This window comes from Mesorhizobium sp. M1004, from assembly GCF_040318795.1.
Lineage (GTDB): Bacteria > Pseudomonadota > Alphaproteobacteria > Rhizobiales > Rhizobiaceae > Mesorhizobium.
The window spans coordinates 1-19,560 of record NZ_JAMYNB010000016.1; the positions used below are offsets into that span (position 1 = coordinate 1).

Genomic DNA, 19,560 nt, shown 5'->3' on the forward strand with positions numbered 1-19,560 from the left:
GCGGCCCTGCGCCAAAATCTCCATGCCTTGCGATATCGCTGGCGCGAACCACCACGAAAGCGCAAGTTTCAGTCCATGCCAAAGCTATCTTAGCGCCTATGCCTTTGAGGGGGAGATGGCCGGCAGGCCAGAGGGGGGCGCGAAGAAACGCGACCTTTCGGTCAAACAAGCTCACCCTCTCAGTCCAACCCGGGCAAACTTTAGTCAACTGAAATGCCAGCGGGACAGCGCCCCCCTCTGCCCTGCCGGGCATCTCCCCCTCAAGGGGGGAGATTGGCAATTTCACTGGTCGTCACCACCCTTGGTGAGAAGATCGTCGGCAAGCGAAATCGCCGTGCGGCGGTCGGCTTCGCCGGCGGCGGCAAATGCCTCTTCCTGCATGCCGCGGATCCACGGCTGGTCGCTCGGCGAGGCGCGTTCGAGCGCGGCGGTCATCATGGCCAGCCCGCGCACGATCTTGCCGCTCTGGAACAGAAGATTGCCGAGCGTCGCCTGGGCGCCGGCATGGCCTTTTTCGGCGGCGAGTTGGAACCAGCGGCCGGCCTGCTTGACGCTGGCCTTGACGCCGCCCTCGCCCTTCAAAAACATCTGGCCCATCTCGAACTGGGCGTTCGGGTTGCGGTAGTTGGCGGCCGCGCGCATGTAATATTCCTGCGCCGCGACCTCGTTTTCCTCGACCGGGCTGCCGGGGATACCTGTCCGGAGATAGTCGCCCAGCGCCACCAGCGCGTCGGAGACATAGCTTTCCTCCGGCGATCCCGGCTCGACATCCTGATCGACGATCTCGGAGAAGAATTTGAAGGCCGCATAGTCGTCGCGCGTCACGCCGTCGCCTTCGGCGTACATGCGCGCGAGCTTCCAGGTGGCGCCGATCTGGCCGTTCTCGGCGGCGTATTTATAGGCCTCGACCGCCTGTTCCTTGTGGCCGCTCTTGTAAGCGGAGAAGCCGAACTGGAACACGGCCCATGGGCTCGATTGCGGCTTCACGCCGGTCTTGTCGTCGAACACCTTGTCGTCGAAGGCCATGGCCTGGCCCACGGCGCCAAAGATCGCAACAGCGACCAGTGCCGGAAGGACAGACGACCTCAACAACTCAGATATCCGCATAGCAATGTGTTTCTTTGGCACCGCCCGGATGGGTGACCGCGCCGTCGCGGGCAGGCCCTACCGTTTGTGCGTATTTCCAGATCGCGCCCGACTGATAGTCGGTCGTGCGCGCCTTCCAGGCCTTCGCCCGCGTTGCCAGTTCGGCCTCGGACAGGTCGACCTCGATCGTGCCTTTGGTTGCATCGATCGAAATCACATCGCCGTCTTTCAAGAGCCCGATCGGGCCGCCAACGGCAGCTTCGGGCCCGACATGACCGATGCAGAAACCGCGCGTCGCGCCCGAGAAACGACCGTCGGTGATGAGAGCGACCTTGCCGCCCATGCCCTGGCCGTAGAGCGCCGCCGTCGTCGACAGCATCTCGCGCATGCCCGGGCCGCCGCGCGGACCTTCGTAACGGATGACGAGAACCTCGCCTTCCCGGTAGTTGCGGTGCGTGACCGCCTCGAAACATTCCTCTTCCGAATCGAAACACCGTGCCGGACCTGAGAATTTCAGCTCCGTCATGCCCGCGACCTTCACGATCGCGCCTTCGGGGGCAAGGTTGCCCTTCAAGCCCACGACACCGCCGGTTTGGGTGATTGGTCGGTTGGCGGGACGGACCACATCCTGGCTATCATTCCAGGCAACATGCTCCATGTTTTCGGCCAAAGTACGGCCAGTCACGGTCATGCAGTCGCCATGCAGATAGCCATGGTCGAGCAGCGTCTTCATCAACAGCGGAATGCCGCCGGCCTCGAACATGTCCTTGGCGACATATTTGCCGCCCGGCTTGAGGTCGGCGATGTAAGGCGTCTTCTCGAAAATCGCGGCAACGTCGAACAGGTCGAACTTGATGCCTGCCTCATGCGCGATCGCCGGCAGGTGCAAAGCCGCATTCGTCGAGCCGCCGGTGGCCGAGACCACGGTCGCCGCATTCTCCAGCGCCTTCAGCGTGACGATGTCGCGCGGCCGGATGTTCTTGGCGATCAGCTCCATTATCTTTTCGCCGGACGCGAAATTGAAGCGGTCGCGCATCTCGTAAGGCGCCGGCGCGCCGCAGGAATAGGGCAGCGCGAGGCCAATCGCCTCGGCGACGGTGGCCATGGTGTTGGCTGTGAACTGGGCCCCGCAGGAGCCGGCGGACGGACACGCCGCCTGCTCGATCTCGAGCAGTTCGGCATCGCTGACCGTGCCGACCGAATGCTGGCCGACCGCCTCGAACACGTCCTGCACAGTGATCTGGCGGCCGCGATAGGAGCCCGGCAGGATCGAGCCGCCATAGATGAAGATCGACGGCACGTTGAGCCGCACCATGGCCATCATCATGCCGGGCAGCGACTTGTCGCAGCCGGCAAGGCCGACCAGCGCATCGTAGCAATGGCCGCGCATGGTGAGTTCGACCGAGTCGGCGATGACATCGCGCGACACCAGCGACGACTTCATGCCCTGGTGGCCCATGGCGATACCGTCGGTGACGGTGATGGTGCAGAATTCGCGCGGCGTGCCGTTGGCGGCCGCGACGCCTTTCTTGACCACTTGCGCCTGGCGCATCAGCGAGATGTTGCAAGGCGCCGCTTCGTTCCAGCAGGAGGCAACGCCGACCAGCGGCTGCGCGATCTCGGCCGCCGACAACCCCATGGCATAGAGATACGAACGGTGCGGCGCACGCGCCGGACCGACGGTCACATGGCGGCTAGGCAGCTTGGCCTTGGAGATGACTTTGGCGTCCATTCTCTTCCTTGCCGCGGGCGGCGCGGCCTGCCTCATCGCCGAGCCTTTTGGCGCGTGTCCCGAGACAAATTCGAGGTGCGCCGGGTTTATGGCGGGAAATGGGCAATTTGGTCGGGCGGAACTCTAGCGCGGGGGTTGTTCAGAAACTGTTGCCAAAACGTCACAATCGCGAGAGGCGACGCCCGTGCGGCGTATCTGCAACGCCAACTCTCGCCGACAAGGCTCGACGCGGTGCCCGCATAAGAAAAAGACCGGGGATGACCGGCCTTTTTCTTTTCAATTTGAAAGGCTTACCACTTCACCTTCAACGAAGTTGAAATGGCCGACACAAGATCGTTGCCGAAGTCAGCGGTGTAGTCCGTACCATAGGTGACGCCATCGTCGCCTACGACTGGATGGATCGACCCGCTGGTAAGCACGCCCAGCGCCCCACCAAGACGAACCTCGATGTTCTGGGTCGGCGTGTAAGCCACGCCACCGCCAACCGTCCAGGTGTCCGTCTGGGCGCTCAGACCGGTGGAGGTTCCGCGATCCCAGGTCAGAATGGCGGCGCCGCTCCACTGATCGTTGAACTTGTGACCGATACCGCCTGAGACCGTCCAGCCATCCCGGTAGAGCAGATCAAGCGATGTAGCGCGGGTGGGGCCGGTCGTGGTGCAAGCCCCCGGGGCGCCGGTCGGGCAGAATGGTATGCTCTGCAACACGCTCCAATTGACCCACTTTATGGATCCAAACGCGAGCCAACCAGCCGCAATACCTGACTGGAGCTTGAGTTCCAAAGACTCAGGCACCTCCGAAGAACCGCTTACGTCGGTTATGCGACCCAAAATCGGATTAGTTGGGTCGAGGAATCCGGGAACCTGGGTCAGATCAAGGGTCCCCGAGAGGTTGTCGAGCTTGACGGCTGAATTGTAGACCAGGCTGGCGCGCAGCGCGATATCAGGAATTTCATAGGCGGCACCGACGCGCCATCCCCAGCCGTCTCCCTTGAGATCAAGGCGCCCGATGCCTGTGCCCAAAAATACGGGAAGCGGAGCGACCAGCTGTTCCTTGAAGCCCGAGACGTCCTCATGGAACACGCCGCCGATGAAACGAAACTGGCCTTTGCCGACGTCCATTTTGTACGAGCAGGTTCCGCCCACGGCCTCGCTCTTGACCTTGGTTACGATATTGCCGTTCGCGCCGGCCCAGTTAACGCCGGGATTGCTGTACGCACCGATCGGTTGGCCATAGTCGACAAGACAATCGACCGGGCCCATACCAGCCTTGATGCCTACGCTCGGCACCCAATAACTTGCGGTATCGCGGGCGCTGTTGGAAAGGCCCAACGCGTTAAGGGGGCCGTCAGCCGGATTCGTGTCCACCACATTCTTGAGGTCGCGCTGCGGCATCACATAGGTGCCGGTAACCTCGCCCGTGACCTGCGCAGGATCGAACAGCAGATCGATGTCATAGCCGCCGCGCTCCAGGCCGCCGGCATGCACGGAACCGATCAGACCCAGCGAAAAACACCCTGCCCCCAGCAGTGCTTTCAAACGCAAATTGCTCATGGATGTCCTCCCCGAAATACTAGTGCGTCAAGCTAGAACCAATTCGGGTTAACGGCGCAACAATGAATTCGAATAGCGTACATGTACACTCTTGCGGACCGCATTTCGAACACAGTGGCGGCCCTGGCCGGTAGGTTCGAAAATGACCATTTGGGCGGCAGACTGGGGAACAAATCAGGTAAAACCGCTCAAAACAGCACCCAAACCAGCTATTTTGCCGGCATTCGGCCCCATTGTTACATTATGGCAACAATGAGGTCGAAACTTTCCGTTTACGTCAATATTAACGTTACGAAACGCCTATTTTTCGAGCAAAAGAACCTTCGCGAAGCGCTGCAAGCGTCTCGCGAATCCGGCGCTCAGCCGGCGTCGCGCACCCGGGTCAACGCCACCGAAAGCTTCTCCTGCTGATCACGGTATTCCGCGAGTTTTTCGCGCTCGGCCGCGACGATCTCTTCCGGCGCGCTGGCGACGAACCGTTCGTTCGACAGCTTCTTGTGCAGCCGCGCGATTTCCTCGGTCACCTTGGCCAGTTCCTTCTGCAGCCGCGCCGCCTCGGCGGACAGATCGATCAGGCTGCCGAGCGGCAGGCAGATCGTCGCCTCGTTGAGCACGATCTGGGCCGAGCCCTTGGGTGCGGCGTCCTGCAGCGAGATGTCGCCGACCCGCGCCAGCCGCTTGATGGCGGACGCATGGCGTTCCAGCCTCTGGTGAGTCTCGGCGCTGGCGCCGACCACCACCAGCGGCGCGATCGCCGCCGGCGGCACGTTCATTTCAGAGCGCACGGAGCGAATACCGGAGACCAGATCGACCAGCCAGTTGATGTCGGCGGCTGCATCGGCGTCCTCGAAGTCGGGCGACGGCCAGGCGGCGTGGCACAGCAGCGTTGCGCGCGTCCTGCCCTCCCCTGCCGTCTGCGCCCACAGCTCCTCCGTCATGAACGGCATCATGGGGTGAAGCAGCTTGTAGATCTCTTCGAGCACGAAGGCGACGCAGGCGCGGCTTTCGGCTTTGGCCGCCTCGTCGGCGCCCATGAACACCGGCTTGAGCAGTTCCAGGTACCAGTCGCAGAACAGGTTCCAGACGAAGCGGTAGGCGGCGCCCGCCGCCTCGTTGAAGCGGTATGAGGTGATGCCCTCGGTGATCGCGTGCGACGCCCTGGTCAGCTCGGTCAGGATCCAGCGGTTGACCGGCAGCTTGGCGTCGTTCAGCCAAAAATCGTCATTGCGCGCGACCTCGTTCATCTCGGCAAAGCGTGTCGCGTTCCACAGCTTGGTGCCGAAATTGCGGTAGCCGGCGATGCGCGCCGGATCGAGCTTTACGTCGCGCCCCTGCGCCGCCATCACCGTCAGCGTGAAGCGCAGTGCATCGGCGCCAAACTCGTCGATGAGGTCGAGCGGATCGATGACGTTGCCTTTCGACTTCGACATCTTCTGCCCGTTCTTGTCGCGCACCAGCGCATGCACATAGACGGTGTGGAACGGCTCCTCGTGCATGAAATGCAGGCCCATCATCATCATCCGGGCGACCCAGAAGAAGATGATGTCGAAACCGGTCACCAGCACGTCGGTCTGGTAATAGGTCTTCAGCTCCGGCGTGTGATCCGGCCAGCCCAGTGTCGAGAACGGCCACAGTGCGGACGAGAACCAGGTGTCGAGCACATCCTCGTCGCGGCTCAGGATTTCGCCCGGCTTGAAGGTCTCGAGCTTGTCCTCGACCCAGGCCTTCCACGGGCCTTCCAGCGCCAGATAATATTCAATCGCGGCGCCCAGCGCCTCTTCCTCGGTCTTCTCGACGAAGACGCGGCCGTCCGGCCCGTACCAGGCCGGGATCTGATGACCCCACCACAGCTGGCGTGAAATACACCAGGGCTGAATGTTCTCCATCCAGTCAAAATAGGTCTTTTCCCAGTTCTTCGGCACGAAGTTGGTACGGCCTTCACGCAGCGATGCGATCGCCGGCTTGGCGAGCTCGGCGGCGTTTGCATACCACTGCTCGGTCAGAAACGGCTCGATCGGCACGCCGCCGCGGTCGCCATGCGGCACGGCGTGGCGGTGCGGCTCGATCTTGTCGAGGAAGCCGCCGGCCTCCATCAGCTCGACGATTTTCTTGCGCGCGACGAAACGGTCGAGACCGTCGAGCTCGTCCCAGACGGCCTGGCGCTCCGGCGTCACGTCGAGCCCGGCGAGAAAATCCTCGTTATCCCTGAGCGTTATTGCCGCCTCGATGGTCAGGATGTTGATCGCCGGCAGCTTGTGGCGCTTGCCAACCTCGAAATCGTTGAAGTCGTGCGCCGGCGTGATCTTGACGGCGCCGGAACCCTTTTCCGGGTCGGAATACTCGTCAGCCACAACCGGAATTTTCCGGCCGACGATCGGCAACACGACATTCTTGCCGACCAGATGCCGGTAGCGCTCGTCGTCCGGGTGCACGGCGACTGCCGTATCGCCCAGCATCGTCTCGGGCCGTGTCGTCGCCACGGTGATGAATGTCCCAGGATTTTCCGGATCGAAAATCTCGCCCTCGATCGGATAGCGGAAGTGCCAGAGATTGCCATTGACCTCCTGCGGCTCGACCTCCAGGTCGGAGATCGCCGTCAACAGCTTCGGGTCCCAGTTCACAAGGCGCTTGTCCTTGTAGATCAGCCCTTCCTTGTAGAGGCTGACAAAAACTTCGAGCACGGCCTTGGACAGGCCTTCATCCATGGTGAAGCGTTCGCGCGACCAGTCCGCCGAGGCGCCGAGCCGCTTCAGCTGGTTGAAAATGGCGCCGCCGGACTCGGCCTTCCACTCCCAGACCTTGTCGATGAACTGTTCGCGGGTGAGATCGCGGCGATGTATCTGCTTTTCCATCAGCTGGCGTTCGACCACCATCTGCGTGGCGATGCCGGCATGATCCATGCCGGGCTGCCACAGCACGTTTTTGCCGCGCATGCGCTCGAAGCGCACGAGTATGTCCTGCAGCGTGTTGTTGAGTGCATGGCCCATATGCAGCGAGCCGGTGACGTTGGGCGGCGGGATGACGATGGTGAAGGCCTCCGCCCCCTCCTCGGCGCCGGCGCCGGCGCGAAATGCGTCCGCCTCTTCCCAGATTTTGGCGATCCTGGGCTCGACGGTCTTGGCGTCGTAGGTCTTTTCAAGCATGGGAAAATGGTCCGCGCGGTCGGGAGTTTTGCTGACCCGGTGTAAATCGGAAGGTTTTGGCCAAGTCAACCGCGAGGGCGGCCTCAGTCCTTCAACGCAAATAGGCGGGGCCCTGGTCATTTCAACGGGAAGGCCATGCCCGCACCTTCATCGTCAGCGATCCCGACGGTAACCTGATCGTGTTCGCGACATCGGCCGGAAGCTGACCTGCAGCGAAAGCGTCGCCCGAAGGCGGCGCCTTAATCCGGAACCGGCTATGGTGATGTCTACTGCGCGCCGCGCGCGACGCGCTCGATTTCTTCGCGTACCAGGCGCTCGACCAGCGTCGGCAGATTGTTGTCCAGCCAGTCCTGCAACATCGGCCGCAGCATCTCCTCGGCCATCTCGTCGAAGGTCTTCTTGCTGCGGCTGGCGAAGGCGTCGGAGAGCTCGCCGAAGGCGGCTGCGACCTGCCGTCCCGTATGTTCCGAAACGATCGCCGACCGAACCGGAGTTGTATCGGCCGGGCGCGCGCGCTCGCCGCTCGAAGGACGAGGCTCGAAAGCCGGCTCGGCAGCGAGATCGTCCTCGAAAGCCTCGACCTCCGCGATTGCTGCCTGCCGATTTTCAGTCTCCAGCTGCCTGATCTCCGGCTGCCTGATCTCGGGCCGCCGTACTGTGTCAGCCGGTTTTGCCTGATTGCCAACGGCCGCGATTTCGCGGCGCCAATCCGTGACGATCGAGTCGGTGGTTTCCGCCTTTGCCCGCACTGCAGCTTCTGCCCTGACGGCGGGAGCTGGCTCACTGGCTATCCTGGCGCTTACTTCCGCCAATGTCATCGGAGCATGCGCGGGTGGCGCGGCGGTCGTGGCATTTGCCGCAATGGCAGGCTTCACTGGCGACGGCTCGGAGCGCGGCTCCGGCCGCGCAACCACCGGCTCGGCCAGTTGGGCCTGCACCTCGGCCAGCGTCACCGGCTTCTTGCTTTCGGTCGAGCTGTGCAATTCGCTGCGGAAGGCCTCGACATCCGAAACAGGCCCGGCGGCCGGCACAAGGTCCTGGCGCAACTCATCGGCGTCGCCCGGCAGCTTGCGGCCGGTGTCGCTGTCTTCGATGATCCTCCTGATGGAAGCCAGTATTTCTTCCATGGAAGGTTCGCGCTGTGCGCTGCTTGCCGTCGCCATCGTCACATCCGCCGCCCCCGCGCATGATCCCGAAAATCGATCTTCGATTTTCGAAGAGGATCAGGCGCAAAATCAAAGTTCTACAGCGTCCTTTGCGCATCCACCGGACGCGTGGCGCTGTAGTGACCCGTTCCTGGATTCCTGTCCGGCAAAGCCGGATACGAATCATGGCGACAGCGTAGCCGACGGATCGCCATCCGAGAATCCCCAATCTCGGAAGACGCCGGATTTCAACAGTTTAAGCCATAAAAGATAAACGCCGCGCATCCTTGGGAAGCGCGGCGCTACGATACTTTCAACCTTGGCGGGATTTGAACCGCTCGGGGGGCTCAACGGCCGTCCGGCGTACGCAGCCCGATCCATTTGTCCTTGACGGCTCTGTAGTGCTCTTCAGGCTTGTACTTCACCACATTCAACGCCAGGCGATCGGCCGACAGGCGGCCCATTGCCGAAAGGATGGCGTAGCTCGCTACGACCACATCGCGCTCGGAGCTGGCGAGGTCGATCTTTGCCGAGATGACGGCGTTCTGGGCGTTCAACACGTCGAGCGTGGTGCGCTGTCCGACATTGCGCTCCTCGATGACGCCGTTGAGTGCCAACTGTGCGGCCGCGATCACCTGCCGATTAGCGTCGACGCTTTCCCGCGCTGCAATGTATTGCGTCCATGCCGAGGTCACGGCCTGGCGCACCGAGTCACGGCTGACATCCACCTCGATGCGAGCCTGGCTGAGCGATTCCTTCGACTGACGAACGAGTGCGGAGGTACGGCCGCCCGAATAGATCGGAACGGTCAGCGTCGCGCCGACGGTGGCGGCATTGGAGTCGCCGTCCGAATTCCCCGCGCCAGGTACGGTATTTTGATAGGCATGGGAAAGGCCGGCACTGGCAGTCAACTGCGGCAGCAACGCACCTTCCTGCGTCTTTACATCAAATCCCGCTGCATCGACGGAATGTAGGGCGGCCAGGATGGCCGGATGCTCGTTCGATGCAATACCGATCGCCGCCTCGAGACTCCTCGGCAACAGCTTCGCCAACGGCGACGCAGCCTTGAGCTTGCCCGGCTCGTCACCGACGATCTGATGATAGGTTGCTGCACTGGCCAGAGCCTGCGCACGGGCAGCACTCAACTGCGCCACCGCGGCCGAACGCGACGCGTCGGCCTGCGCCACATCGGTGCGCGTGCCCTCGCCGACCTCGAAGCGCGAGCGTGCCGCGCGCGCCTGCTCGGTCAGGAACTGCAGATTCTGTTCGGTCAGCACCGCCACCTGGCGGTCGCGAATCACGTCCATATAGGCGCTCGCCGCGTTAAACAGCGTGTTCTCCTCGGTGTTGCGCAGGCCCTCGACCGAGGCCCTCACCTGTGCAGCAGCCGACGCGACCCTGTTCTTGGTCTGGAAGCCGTCGAACAGCGTCTGATCAATCCGAACGCCGAAGCTGCCGGTTGTCAATGCCAGGCTCGCGTTCCTGCCGTTTAGGTGCCTGGAGGTGTAATCGATATCAGCCGAACCAGTGATCACCGGGCGATAGCCCGACTTGGCGATCGCCACGCCCTCATCGGTGACGCGCACGCCGGCACGGGCCGAATTCAGCGAGGAATTGTTCTGGTAGGCCTTGGAAAGCGCGCCGAGAATGGTTTCCGCCGAGGCGGCTATCGGCGAAAGCGCTGTCGCGGAAATGAGGACAGTAACAAACAAACTCTTGGCTAAGGACGGCACTTTATATCCCTCATTCGTTTTGCACGGGGACCACGCCACGCCAGCCCATCCCTAGGGATCGGCCAGCGCCGCGTCGATGTATCGTTCCCCCGCTGACAGCCTCCCGAAACCCCGGTTAACCAATCAGCAACGATTGTTCAATCGCAAGCCAACATGACAGAGTCTTTGCTGCAAGGCAAAATCACTTAGAACTCGAAGGCATGAATGCGTTCAAATCCGGGTAGTGGCTTAATTGCCGCATTAAATGCCCGTCTTCCGGTTACAACCCCCCCTGCATTGAAAAAGAGCCGGGCTACGCCCGCATTGCCCTGCCCTTCCACAGCCACCAGCCGGCCGCCTTCGGCAAGCTGGTCAAGCAGCGCCGCAGGCACTTTCTCGACGCTGCCGCCGATGAGAATCACATTGTAGGGCGCCTTGGCGGCATGACCTTGCGGCAGTGGGCCGGTGACCACCGTGACGTTATCGCAGCCCTGCGCCGAAAGCGCCGCTTTGGCTGCTTCCGCCAGTGTGGTATCGCTTTCCAGCGCCACGACGGATTTGGCCAGCCTGGACAGCAGCGCCGCGGAATAACCGGTGCCGCAGCCGACATCGAGCACCGAATCGCCGACGTCGATCTCGGCCAACTGCAAAAGCTTGGCCAACGGCGACGGCTCCATGAGGTAGCGCGCACCGCTGCCATCGGCGCCGTCGGAGATGCGGATATCCTCGTCGATATAGGCGAGAGCCTGTTGGCCGGCCCCGACAAAGGCCTCGCGCGGCACGGCAAGCATGGCATCGAGCAATGCTGCGTCGGTCACATCGGTGGTGCGGACCTGGCCGTCGACCATCTTGACGCGAAGTTCGGAGAAATCAGCGCTCATGTCCCAACCAATCCGTCAAAAGCCAATGCGCTGAAATGCGCTTGTCGCGCCGACACTGCGGCGCATTCGACCGGAACTCAAGCCCCCGGCATGCGGGAGTTGAAGCGATTGGAGGCCTCGCCCGGAATCGAACCGGGGTGCAAGGATTTGCAGTCCTCTGCGTAACCACTCCGCCACGAGGCCTCATCGCTCCCGGCGAGCGAACTCAATATGGTGGCAGCGAAAGGTCGTCAAGCGTCCGCGCGGCATTCCGGCGCGCTTTCCTCATCAGCCGCCGCAACGTGGTTCCCTAGCGATTTCAGCGCTTGGCGCACCGGCATATTGGCCGCTCCTCAAGCATGGCTGCGCGACCGGCGAAACTCAACCCGCGGCTTTACGCAGCGGGTGCAAACTGGCTTCCACCGTAAACGCGCGGCTGACACCAGGGCTGCCGTTCTCAAGGAGATATTCGAGGGGAAGGTCTGCGAGGGGCTGGAAGCGAAGCGTCCACTGAACCGGGACCGCGCGCCATCGCTTTCAATTTGGCCGGCGACGCCGTTCCCACCAGACGACGAACCGGCGCCGCAGGCGGCGCACCGCGGCAAATTCGTAGGAAAGCACCAAAAGGCCGAGCGGAATCATCCAGAAGCCGAGAATCGGCAGGAAACCGAGAAGGCCGAAAAACACCAGCACGATACCGATGGCGATCCTCAGCCCGCGCGAGCGCGGCATGGTGAACTCGCGCCCGAACACCGAGATTTTCCGCGCCGGTGCCTGGTTTTCGTCTGCTGCAGTCATGTCGAAAGTCGATCCGGTTGCCTTCGATAAAGCCATATGCGCTAAAGGCTGCAATCGCCTTTCAGGTTCCGCCGACCAAGGTCCGACGGCGCCCAAGACGGCTCATATGTGGTGTCATCCGGCGATTGCCAGAAACCATTGGGTGAAAATGCGCTAAAAAATGCGAAATGCTTCTTTGCAAAGCCGAAAAGGGTTTGCTATAGGCTGCGCCACTCACATGAGAGCCTCTATTCCCCGGTAGCTCAGTGGTAGAGCAACCGGCTGTTAACCGGTTGGTCGCTGGTTCGAATCCGGCCCGGGGAGCCACCGCCTTTTCTAAGCCGTGGTGCGATCTTGTACACTACAGCGCCATTGTCCGCGCACTTCGGTCCGCTTAGCTTCTGCCAGAACGGCTGGTAACAGCTACGAAGCCGATCGAGGCAGTTTGGTGGGCATCGCGCCCCTGCCCTCGCCCGAAGGCAGCCTGATAACGCCCGGTATCACCTATGAAAATACCAAATCGGGAGGACGTTGGTGCAAACCAAGAAGATCATCAATGACGGCAATCGGGCCGTCGACGAGATGCTGGAAGGCATCCTGGCTGCGCATCCCCGCCATCTCAAAGCCGTTGACGGAAGCCCGCGCTCGATCATCGCCCGCGATGGACCGCGCCAAGGCAAGGTAGGCCTCGTCATTGGTGGCGGCTCGGGCCACGAGCCGAGTTTTCTCGGCTTCGTCGGCAAGGGGCTGGCCGACGCGGCGGCGATCGGCAATGTCTTCGCCTCTCCGCCGCCCGACCCGATCCTCGAATGCGCCAAGGCGGCGAGCGGCGGCGCCGGTGTGCTGTTCATGTACGGCAACTATGCCGGCGACGTCATGAATTTCGACATGGCGGCCGAGATGGCCGCGATGGACGACATCGAGGTGCGCACGGTGCTGAGCACCGACGACGTCGCTTCCGCGCCCGTTGGTGACAGGCACAAGCGGCGCGGTGTCGCAGGGAACTTCTTCATCTTCAAGGCGGCAGGCGCCGCCTGCGACCGCATGTTGTCTTTCGATGAATGCGAACGCATTGCCGGGAAAGCCAACGACCACACCTTTACCATGGGCGTCGCATTGGCGCCCTGTTCGTTGCCGCAAACCCGCCGGCCGAATTTCGAAATCGGACCCGACGAGATGGAGATCGGCATGGGCATCCATGGCGAACCCGGCATCGCACGCGGAAAACTCAAAACGGCCGACGAGATCACCGACGAAATGTTGGACAGGATTCTCGCCGAGATGGCGCCGGCACGCGGCGAGAAGGTCGCCGTGCTGGTCAATTCGCTGGGTTCGACACCGCTGATGGAACTCTACATCATGAACCGGCGCGTGAAGCAGCGGCTTGACGATATCGGTGTATCCATTCACGCAAGCTGGGTCGGCAATTACTGCACCTCGCTCGAAATGGCCGGCGCTTCGATCACGCTGCACCACCTCGACGACGAGTTGCAAACGATGCTCGACCACCCTTGCGACTGCGCCATGTTTCGCGCCGGGTAAACTGGGGACGGCAAGGAACAACAGATGACAACAATCGACACCACCCGCCTTGCCGCGATGTTCGTTGCCATCACCGACGCCATGTCAGCCGACCGGGACCGGTTGTGCGCGCTTGACGGGGTGATCGGCGATGCCGACCACGGCATTGCCATGGAGTTGGGATTTGCCGCGGCACGCGACGCGGTGGCCGTATTGGACGACGGGACCACCGATCCGACCATCTTGCTGAACACGGCGGCGAAGTCGTTCCTCAACGCCGTCGGCGCCTCCTCGGGCCCGCTCTATGCCACGGCATTCATGCGCGGCGCGGCCGCCGTCAAGGGCAAGGCGACGCTCGACGACGCCGACGCGGTCGCTATGTTCCAAGCGATGGCCAGAGGCATTCAGGATCGCGGCAAGGCCGAGCCTGGGGAAAAGACGATGATCGATGCGTGGGCGCCGGCCGCGACGGCTGCGGGCGAGGCACTGGCCGCCGGCAAGGGGCTGGCCGGCAGCCTCGCGGCTGCAGCCGAGGCGGCAAAGGCCGGCGCGGAGGCGACCAAGGCGATGATCGCCACCAAGGGCCGGGCCTCCCGCCTCGGCGAACGCTCGCTTGGCCATATGGATCCAGGCGCGGCGTCCGCCGTAACCGTCATCGAGGCGATGCGGATCGCCTTGACCGGCTAGGTCGGGAGCGGATCCTCAGCGCTTCGCGTCGAGCTTGTCGACAGCCTGCACGTTGGCGGCAGAGGGACCGTTCGGATCGAACTCCGAGGCCAGCCAGGCGTCGGCGATCGATTTGGCCAGTTCGGGGCCGATGACGCGCGCACCCATGGTGATGATCTGGGCATTGTTGGATTTCGCAGCGCGTTCCGCCGAATAGGTGTCGTGGGTTAGCGCGGCACGGATTCCGGGCACCTTGTTGGCCGAGATGCTGACGCCGATGCCGGTGCCGCAAAACAGGATGGCGCGGTCGTAATTGCCGTCGACAATTTCGTGGCCGACCGCAGCGGCAATATCGGCGTAGAATCCGGCCTGGCTGAGATCGACGACCTGCAGTTCTGGCTTGGTGGCGAGATGCTTGGCGATGACATCGAGCAGCGGCTTGCCGGCGCTGTCGGCTCCGAGTGCGATCTTCATGGCAATGAACTCCTTCGTTTTCGTGGTCAGCGCGCGATGGCGGCCGACGCCTTTTTGAGAATGTCGATATAGTCTTCCGCTTGCCATGCCGAGCGGCCGATGAACAGCCCATCGATACGCGGCTGGCCAATCAGTTCAGCCGCGTTGCCGGGATTGACGCTGCCGCCGTAGAGCACAAGCGGGGCGGTCGGCAACCGGGTTGCTGCGACCTGCTTGATCAGCGCCTGCTGCTTGTCGGCATAGTCGGCGCTGGCCGGAATGCCTTTCTCGCCGATCGCCCACACCGGTTCATAGGCAAAGAGTATCTCTGCCGACAACTCATTGTTTGCGAGACCCTGCAGCGCGCCCAAGACCTGCGCGGTCAGAATTTCGTCGGCGCGGCCGCCCTCGCGCTCGGCCAGCGTCTCGCCGACACAGATCAGCGGCACAAAGCCGTGCCTGACCGCCGCCGCCGTTTTCAGTCCTACGGTCCTGTCCGTCTCACCAAAATGCTCGCGGCGTTCGCTATGGCCTAGTTCGATCAGGTCGAGCCCGCAATCCCTCAGCATCACCGGCGAAATCTCGCCCGTCCAGGCACCGGCATCGGCCCAATGCATGTTCTGGGCGCCAACCTTGACGCGGGTGTTGGCGAGCGCCGCCTTGACCTGCCGCACCGCGGTGAAGGGCGGAATGACGAAAGGCTGTATCGCCGGATCGAAGCCGGGCACGAAGGCAGCCAATGCCTCGGCGAACTGCAGCGCCTCCGCCAGCGTCTTGTTCATCTTCCAGCTCGTGCCGACCCAATATGGGGCCATTCTTCTCTCCTTCGATCCGAAATTCGAATGATGCGTGTTTCCGGGTCTGCGCCGGCCTTCGGGCCGGCGGTTTGCCTCAAGCGCGAGGCTTGAGACTTTCGCGGCCGCTGTCGATGTAAGGCGCCCAGAAATCCACCGACTCACGGATCATTGCAATAACCTGATGATCGACCGGTTCCCTCTCCCGGAAGGAAAGTTCAAGGCAGATTTCATTGTCGGTTCCGCCACCCGCCCGCACGGCGTCGAGCAGCTTCTGCGGGATGATGCGGCCATCCTTGTTGTAGGCGGCGGTGAACGGCCAGTGCCCGCCCTTGTTCATCGACGATTGCTTGATGTGGATGATCGGCGATTGCAACGGGAACGCTTTCGCCCAGGCATAGGGATCAGTGTCGTCAGGATTGGGCGAGGTCACGTCGCCATGGTCGATGTCGACCATCATCTGCATCGGGATCGGCAGCTTGGCCGCATCGATGGCGCCCTGCAATTCGACGCAGCTTTCGATCGTGTGGCCAAACTCGCGGCCGACCGACATCGGTTCCCAGAAAAGGTAGGTCAGGCCCGCCGCCTTGGCGTGCTCGGCCACTTCGCGCCAGCATTCGAGCGCGATGTCGAGAAGCGCCGCGCGCCGCTGCGGATCGTCAAAATCCTTGTAGGTGAATATGGCGAACTGCGTGCCCATGCCCGACGCGCCGAGTTCGGCGGAGATGTCGGCGAAGGTCTTGAACCAATCGACATAATAGCGGCGCACATCCGCGTCCGGATGGCCGAAATGATTGAGCCGGCCATAGGGACCGGTCATACCCGAAGTGATCCGCACGCCGGTCCGCGCCAGGGCGCTGTTGAACAGGCGAACGAACTTGGCGATCGTTGCCGCCGGCCAGCCCGGATTGACGAATTCATGCGTCAGTTGCACGTCGCGGATGCCGATGCCATAGGCAATGGCGTCGATCAGATCGTCGGGATCGGCGAAGCGATTGACCAGCGGGTTGGTGTTCAGCGAAAGCGTGAAGGCCATCAGTTCACCGCCGCCATTGTCTTTGTGCACCAGTCTTCGAATGTTTTCCGCTCGGCCGCATTGATATGCAGCCCGTGTTTGGTCCGGCGTTCGAGAACGTCGGCGGCGGTCATCGCCCATTCGGTCTCGAACAGGAAGACAGCTTCGAGCTCATAGAAATCCGGGCCGAAACGACGGCCGAGATCGGCTTCGCCTTTTACGCCTTTCAGCAAGGCGCGCGTGCGCGTGCCGTAGCTGCGGGCATAGTGCTTCACCAGCGACGGGCTAAGCCACGAAAACTCGGCGTGCAGATCGCCCAGGAACTGCTCGAAATCCGCGTTGGGCAGGTCGCCTCCCGGCAGGGGAATTTTGGCTGTCCAGGCCTTCTTCATGGTCGGAAAGAAGGGCTGGATCTTTTCCAGCGCATGTTCGGACAGTTTGCGGAAGGTGGTGATCTTGCCGCCGAACACAGAAAGCAGCGGCGCGCCACCGTTCGGGGCGTCGAGTTCGAAGATGTAGTCGCGCGTCACCGCGCTCGGGTTGTCGGCATTGTCGTCATAGAGCGGCCGCACGCCCGAGAAACTGTAGACCACGTCCTGCGCGGTGAGTTGGCGCTTGAAGTAGCGGTTGACCACCTTGATCAGATAATCGATTTCGCTGGCTTCGGCCGCCACTAGCTCAGGCCTGCCTTCATAGGGTATGTCGGTGGTGCCGATCAGCGCCAGATCGTTCTCATACGGATTGACGAAAATCACCCGCTTGTCGTTGTTCTGGATCAGATAGGCCTGCCGTCCCTCCCAGAATTTTGGCACGACGATATGGCTTCCTTTTACCAGGCGAACGTTGCGGGTGGAATTCTGTCCGGCGACGCGGCTGACGATGTCATTCACCCATGGCCCGGCCGCGTTGACCAACCCGCGTGCGCGGACCCTCGTCACAGCGCCCGTGCGGCCGTCCTGCATGTCGATCGACCACAGGCCGTCTTCGCGCCAGGCAGCAATACAGGCAGTGCGAGTGAAGACTTTTGCGCCGCGCTGACTGGCATCGAGCGCATTGAGCAGCACCAGCCTGGCGTCATCGACCCAGCAGTCGGAATATTCGAAGCCACGCTTGAATTCGTCCCTGATCGGCGCCCCTTCCGGCGCCGTTCTCAGGTTCAGTGTCCTCGTTCCCGGCAGCCGCTTGCGGCCGCCAAGATGGTCGTAGAGAAACAGCCCGAGCCGCACCAGCCATGCCGGCCGGTCCTCGGGGCTGTGCGGCAGCACGAAACGCATTGGCCAGATGATGTGCGGCGCCGCCTCAAGCAGCACCTCGCGCTCGATCAGCGCTTCGCGCACCAGCCGGAACTCGTAATATTCGAGATAGCGCAGGCCGCCATGCACCAGCTTGCCGGAACGCGAGCTGGTGCCTTGCGCCAGATCGTCCTTCTCGCACAGGATGACCGACAGCCCGCGACCCGCGGCATCGCGCGCTATGCCGGCGCCGTTGACGCCACCGCCGATCACGAAGAGATCGACAATATCCGTTGTATCGCTCAAGACTTAGCTCCTGTGCGGTGCGCCATCGATTTCCACACCGGATGCAGCGCCTGACGCGCCGCGACAAAAGACGGAAACAGCGCATCGTAGGTTTGCGAAAGCGCCTCGTCATAGGCGTCGCATTCGCCCAGAAGCGGCGTCACCCATTCGGCGCAGCAATCATCCATCGAGCGATAAAAGCCGAGCCCGACCGCGGCCATCATCGCCGCACCCGCGGCACCTGCTTCCTGGCGGCTGCTGGTTCTGACCTGCGCGCGGGTTGCCGCGGCGATAATACGGCGCAGCGACGGACTGCGCGCCGCGCCGCCAGACAGGCGGATCTCGCTGGGCATGCTGCCCATGGCCTGGTAGCAATCGCGGGCCGCGAAGGCCAATCCCTCGAGAACGGCGCGCGCCAGATCGCCAAAACCGTGCTTGACCGAGAGGCCGATGAAGCCCGCGCGTGCGTCGGGGTCAACGAACGGTCCGCGTTCGCCGGCGAGCGAGATATAGGGCTGATAGACCAGCGATCCCGGCTCCGATCCTTCGACCCAGACATCGAGCGCTTTCAGCAGCTCGTCGCGCGAAGGTTTTGCGCCGCTGGCGGTCAGCACGTCGCGCGCCAGGCCAAGCAGCCAGTCGATGTTGAGCGTCGCCGCCATATTGGATTGCAGCTGCGCATAGGCGCCCGGAACCGGCATGGCGATCGTGTAGCCGGAGGCATTGTCGTTGAGGACGACATCATCAGGAGTGCGCGCCAGGCGTGTGTGGATGCCGGTCGAGCCGATGACCGTGCAGCCGACATTGCCGCTTGGATCATAGAGGCCGGCGCCGAGCGCGGTGCTGACCATGTCGACGTAGCCCAGCACCACCGGCGTGCCCGCAAGCAGGCCGGTCTCGCCTGCTGCCGACGCAGAAAGCGGATGATGGTCGGTCGTGCCTTCGAGCATGGGGGGCAGCAGGCGGCGGTGCGACGTCAGATCCAGAATGTCGAGCACCTCGTCGGAATAGCTGCGCGCGCGGAAATCGCCGAAGGTGAATGTTCCCTCCGAAGGATCGGTGGCGCGCTCGCCGGTCATCTTGAAATAGAGCCAGTCCTTGCAGTGAAAGGCAGTGGCGGCGCGCTCCAGGATTTCCGGGCTGTTTTTCTTCAGCCAGCTGAGCTGAGCGCCCTGCTGGCAGGCGTTGAGCCCGGTGCCGGTGATCTCGAACCGCGTGCGATCCCGGGGATCGCCGCGCATCTCGTCCACCAGATGTCCGGCGCGCGCATCGAGCCAGAGCCACGCGCGCCCGACCGGCATGCCGTCGCCATCGATCAGCCAGGTGCCGTCGCCCTGCCCGGTGACCGCGACGGCCGCGGTTCGCCGCGCGAGGTCTGGAATTTTCGTCGCCAGATCGAGAACGGTCAGCACCATGTCGCGCCAGGTCTGATTAAGGTCCTGTTCGGCGCCGCCGCCTTCCAGCGTGACGAAGCTGTTGGTCACCGATGCCATGGCGAGCTGCCGCCCCGATAGATCGAAAGCGACCGATTTGATCACGGACGTTCCCGCGTCGATCCCGATCAGCAGGTCTTTCATGCCGCAAGTTCC

The 19,560-nt window shown here is 62.7% G+C and carries 17 protein-coding genes and 2 tRNA genes; 5 read left to right on the forward strand and 14 right to left on the reverse strand.

Features of this window, described 5'->3' with window-relative positions:
• Positions 1-282 precede the first annotated feature (282 nt).
• The 3 genes from NKH54_RS26855 to NKH54_RS26865 all read right to left on the reverse strand — a co-directional run bounded on the left by NKH54_RS26855 (position 283) and on the right by NKH54_RS26865 (position 4,368).
• Complete coding sequence (locus NKH54_RS26855) at positions 283-1,107, reverse strand: tetratricopeptide repeat protein (RefSeq protein WP_023714413.1); 825 nt, start codon at positions 1,105-1,107, stop codon at positions 283-285.
• Positions 1,094-2,818 (reverse strand): dihydroxy-acid dehydratase, encoded by a 1,725-nt coding sequence (ilvD, locus tag NKH54_RS26860; RefSeq protein WP_023688211.1) that lies wholly within the window; start codon positions 2,816-2,818, stop codon positions 1,094-1,096. Before ilvD ends, NKH54_RS26855 begins: the two co-directional genes overlap by 14 nt.
• A 290-nt stretch (positions 2,819-3,108) precedes the next feature.
• Positions 3,109-4,368 carry an OmpP1/FadL family transporter gene (locus tag NKH54_RS26865; RefSeq protein ID WP_353029359.1) on the reverse strand — a complete coding sequence of 420 codons (1,260 nt, stop codon included), beginning with the start codon at positions 4,366-4,368 and terminating at the stop codon, positions 3,109-3,111.
• Between the two features lie 81 nt (positions 4,369-4,449).
• Here NKH54_RS26865 and NKH54_RS26870 point away from each other — a divergent pair, with 81 nt between their 5' ends.
• A complete protein-coding gene (locus NKH54_RS26870; RefSeq protein WP_353029360.1) occupies positions 4,450-4,779 on the forward strand; it encodes a hypothetical protein in 330 nt (109 codons plus the stop codon).
• Here the strand turns inward: NKH54_RS26870 and NKH54_RS26875 are convergent.
• Positions 4,728-7,511, reverse strand: a complete 2,784-nt coding sequence (locus NKH54_RS26875; protein ID WP_353029361.1) for a valine--tRNA ligase — start codon at positions 7,509-7,511, stop codon at positions 4,728-4,730. The genes NKH54_RS26870 and NKH54_RS26875 overlap by 52 nt on opposite strands.
• 266 nt (positions 7,512-7,777) lie before the next feature.
• Positions 7,778-8,674, reverse strand: a complete 897-nt coding sequence (locus tag NKH54_RS26880; protein WP_023714409.1) for a PopZ family protein — start codon at positions 8,672-8,674, stop codon at positions 7,778-7,780.
• Between NKH54_RS26880 and NKH54_RS26885 the strand changes: the two genes are divergently transcribed.
• Entirely contained in the window at positions 8,616-8,930 is a 315-nt protein-coding gene (locus NKH54_RS26885) for a hypothetical protein (protein ID WP_353029391.1), read from the forward strand. The two genes, NKH54_RS26880 and NKH54_RS26885, sit on opposite strands and share 59 nt — an antisense overlap.
• A gap of 73 nt (positions 8,931-9,003) precedes the next feature.
• Here NKH54_RS26885 and NKH54_RS26890 read toward each other — a convergent pair whose 3' ends face one another.
• The 4 genes from NKH54_RS26890 to NKH54_RS26905 form a co-directional block, all read right to left on the reverse strand.
• Positions 9,004-10,389, reverse strand: a complete 1,386-nt coding sequence (locus NKH54_RS26890; RefSeq protein ID WP_023667706.1) for a TolC family outer membrane protein — start codon at positions 10,387-10,389, stop codon at positions 9,004-9,006.
• A 185-nt stretch (positions 10,390-10,574) separates the two neighbouring features.
• Complete coding sequence (locus tag NKH54_RS26895) at positions 10,575-11,249, reverse strand: protein-L-isoaspartate O-methyltransferase family protein (protein ID WP_023706014.1); 675 nt, start codon at positions 11,247-11,249, stop codon at positions 10,575-10,577.
• 109 nt (positions 11,250-11,358) lie between these two features.
• Positions 11,359-11,432: transfer RNA gene (locus NKH54_RS26900), tRNA-Cys, on the reverse strand.
• Positions 11,433-11,765: 333 nt separating this feature from the next.
• Positions 11,766-12,026: a PGPGW domain-containing protein gene (locus NKH54_RS26905; RefSeq protein WP_027050334.1), complete on the reverse strand. Its 261-nt coding sequence runs from the start codon at positions 12,024-12,026 to the stop codon at positions 11,766-11,768.
• A 231-nt stretch (positions 12,027-12,257) separates the two neighbouring features.
• On the opposite strand from NKH54_RS26905, the gene NKH54_RS26910 reads away from it, so the two are divergent.
• The 3 genes from NKH54_RS26910 to dhaL all read left to right on the forward strand — a co-directional run bounded on the left by NKH54_RS26910 (position 12,258) and on the right by dhaL (position 14,213).
• A tRNA-Asn gene (locus tag NKH54_RS26910) sits at positions 12,258-12,332 on the forward strand.
• 207 nt (positions 12,333-12,539) lie between these two features.
• Complete coding sequence (locus NKH54_RS26915) at positions 12,540-13,547, forward strand: dihydroxyacetone kinase subunit DhaK (RefSeq protein ID WP_023667709.1); 1,008 nt, start codon at positions 12,540-12,542, stop codon at positions 13,545-13,547.
• Positions 13,548-13,571: 24 nt separating this feature from the next.
• A complete protein-coding gene (dhaL, locus tag NKH54_RS26920) occupies positions 13,572-14,213 on the forward strand; it encodes a dihydroxyacetone kinase subunit DhaL (protein WP_352595559.1) in 642 nt (213 codons plus the stop codon).
• A 15-nt stretch (positions 14,214-14,228) separates the two neighbouring features.
• Here dhaL and derI read toward each other — a convergent pair whose 3' ends face one another.
• The 5 genes from derI to NKH54_RS26945 all read right to left on the reverse strand — a co-directional run bounded on the left by derI (position 14,229) and on the right by NKH54_RS26945 (position 19,548).
• On the reverse strand, positions 14,229-14,666 hold the full coding sequence (gene derI / locus NKH54_RS26925) for a D-erythrulose-4-phosphate isomerase (protein ID WP_023672592.1): 438 nt from the start codon (positions 14,664-14,666) through the stop codon (positions 14,229-14,231).
• 26 nt (positions 14,667-14,692) lie between these two features.
• Positions 14,693-15,460: a triose-phosphate isomerase gene (locus tag NKH54_RS26930; RefSeq protein ID WP_023672593.1), complete on the reverse strand. Its 768-nt coding sequence runs from the start codon at positions 15,458-15,460 to the stop codon at positions 14,693-14,695.
• Between the two features lie 76 nt (positions 15,461-15,536).
• Positions 15,537-16,475, reverse strand: a complete 939-nt coding sequence (locus NKH54_RS26935; RefSeq protein ID WP_023710712.1) for a sugar phosphate isomerase/epimerase family protein — start codon at positions 16,473-16,475, stop codon at positions 15,537-15,539.
• Positions 16,475-17,992, reverse strand: a complete 1,518-nt coding sequence (locus NKH54_RS26940; protein WP_023672595.1) for a glycerol-3-phosphate dehydrogenase — start codon at positions 17,990-17,992, stop codon at positions 16,475-16,477. Before NKH54_RS26940 ends, NKH54_RS26935 begins: the two co-directional genes overlap by 1 nt.
• Positions 17,989-19,548, reverse strand: coding sequence for an FGGY-family carbohydrate kinase (locus tag NKH54_RS26945; protein WP_023672596.1), 1,560 nt, complete (start codon positions 19,546-19,548; stop codon positions 17,989-17,991). Before NKH54_RS26945 ends, NKH54_RS26940 begins: the two co-directional genes overlap by 4 nt.
• Between the last annotated feature and the right edge of the window lie 12 nt (positions 19,549-19,560).

Excerpts from the sequence above, each read along its gene's own strand:
- NKH54_RS26855 (WP_023714413.1), bottom strand. The coding sequence starts at position 1,107 with ATGCGGATATCTGAGTTGTTGAGGTCGTCTGTCCTTCCGGCACTGGTC.
- ilvD (WP_023688211.1), bottom strand. The coding sequence starts at position 2,818 with ATGGACGCCAAAGTCATCTCCAAGGCCAAGCTGCCTAGCCGCCATGTG.
- NKH54_RS26865 (WP_353029359.1), bottom strand. The coding sequence starts at position 4,368 with ATGAGCAATTTGCGTTTGAAAGCACTGCTGGGGGCAGGGTGTTTTTCG.
- NKH54_RS26870 (WP_353029360.1), top strand. The coding sequence starts at position 4,450 with ATGTACACTCTTGCGGACCGCATTTCGAACACAGTGGCGGCCCTGGCC.
- NKH54_RS26875 (WP_353029361.1), bottom strand. The coding sequence starts at position 7,511 with ATGCTTGAAAAGACCTACGACGCCAAGACCGTCGAGCCCAGGATCGCC.
- NKH54_RS26885 (WP_353029391.1), top strand. The coding sequence starts at position 8,616 with ATGGAAGCCAGTATTTCTTCCATGGAAGGTTCGCGCTGTGCGCTGCTT.
- NKH54_RS26880 (WP_023714409.1), bottom strand. The coding sequence starts at position 8,674 with ATGGCGACGGCAAGCAGCGCACAGCGCGAACCTTCCATGGAAGAAATA.
- NKH54_RS26895 (WP_023706014.1), bottom strand. The coding sequence starts at position 11,249 with ATGAGCGCTGATTTCTCCGAACTTCGCGTCAAGATGGTCGACGGCCAG.
- NKH54_RS26905 (WP_027050334.1), bottom strand. The coding sequence starts at position 12,026 with ATGACTGCAGCAGACGAAAACCAGGCACCGGCGCGGAAAATCTCGGTG.
- dhaL (WP_352595559.1), top strand. The coding sequence starts at position 13,572 with ATGACAACAATCGACACCACCCGCCTTGCCGCGATGTTCGTTGCCATC.
- derI (WP_023672592.1), bottom strand. The coding sequence starts at position 14,666 with ATGAAGATCGCACTCGGAGCCGACAGCGCCGGCAAGCCGCTGCTCGAT.
- NKH54_RS26930 (WP_023672593.1), bottom strand. The coding sequence starts at position 15,460 with ATGGCCCCATATTGGGTCGGCACGAGCTGGAAGATGAACAAGACGCTG.
- NKH54_RS26935 (WP_023710712.1), bottom strand. The coding sequence starts at position 16,475 with ATGGCCTTCACGCTTTCGCTGAACACCAACCCGCTGGTCAATCGCTTC.
- NKH54_RS26945 (WP_023672596.1), bottom strand. The coding sequence starts at position 19,548 with ATGAAAGACCTGCTGATCGGGATCGACGCGGGAACGTCCGTGATCAAA.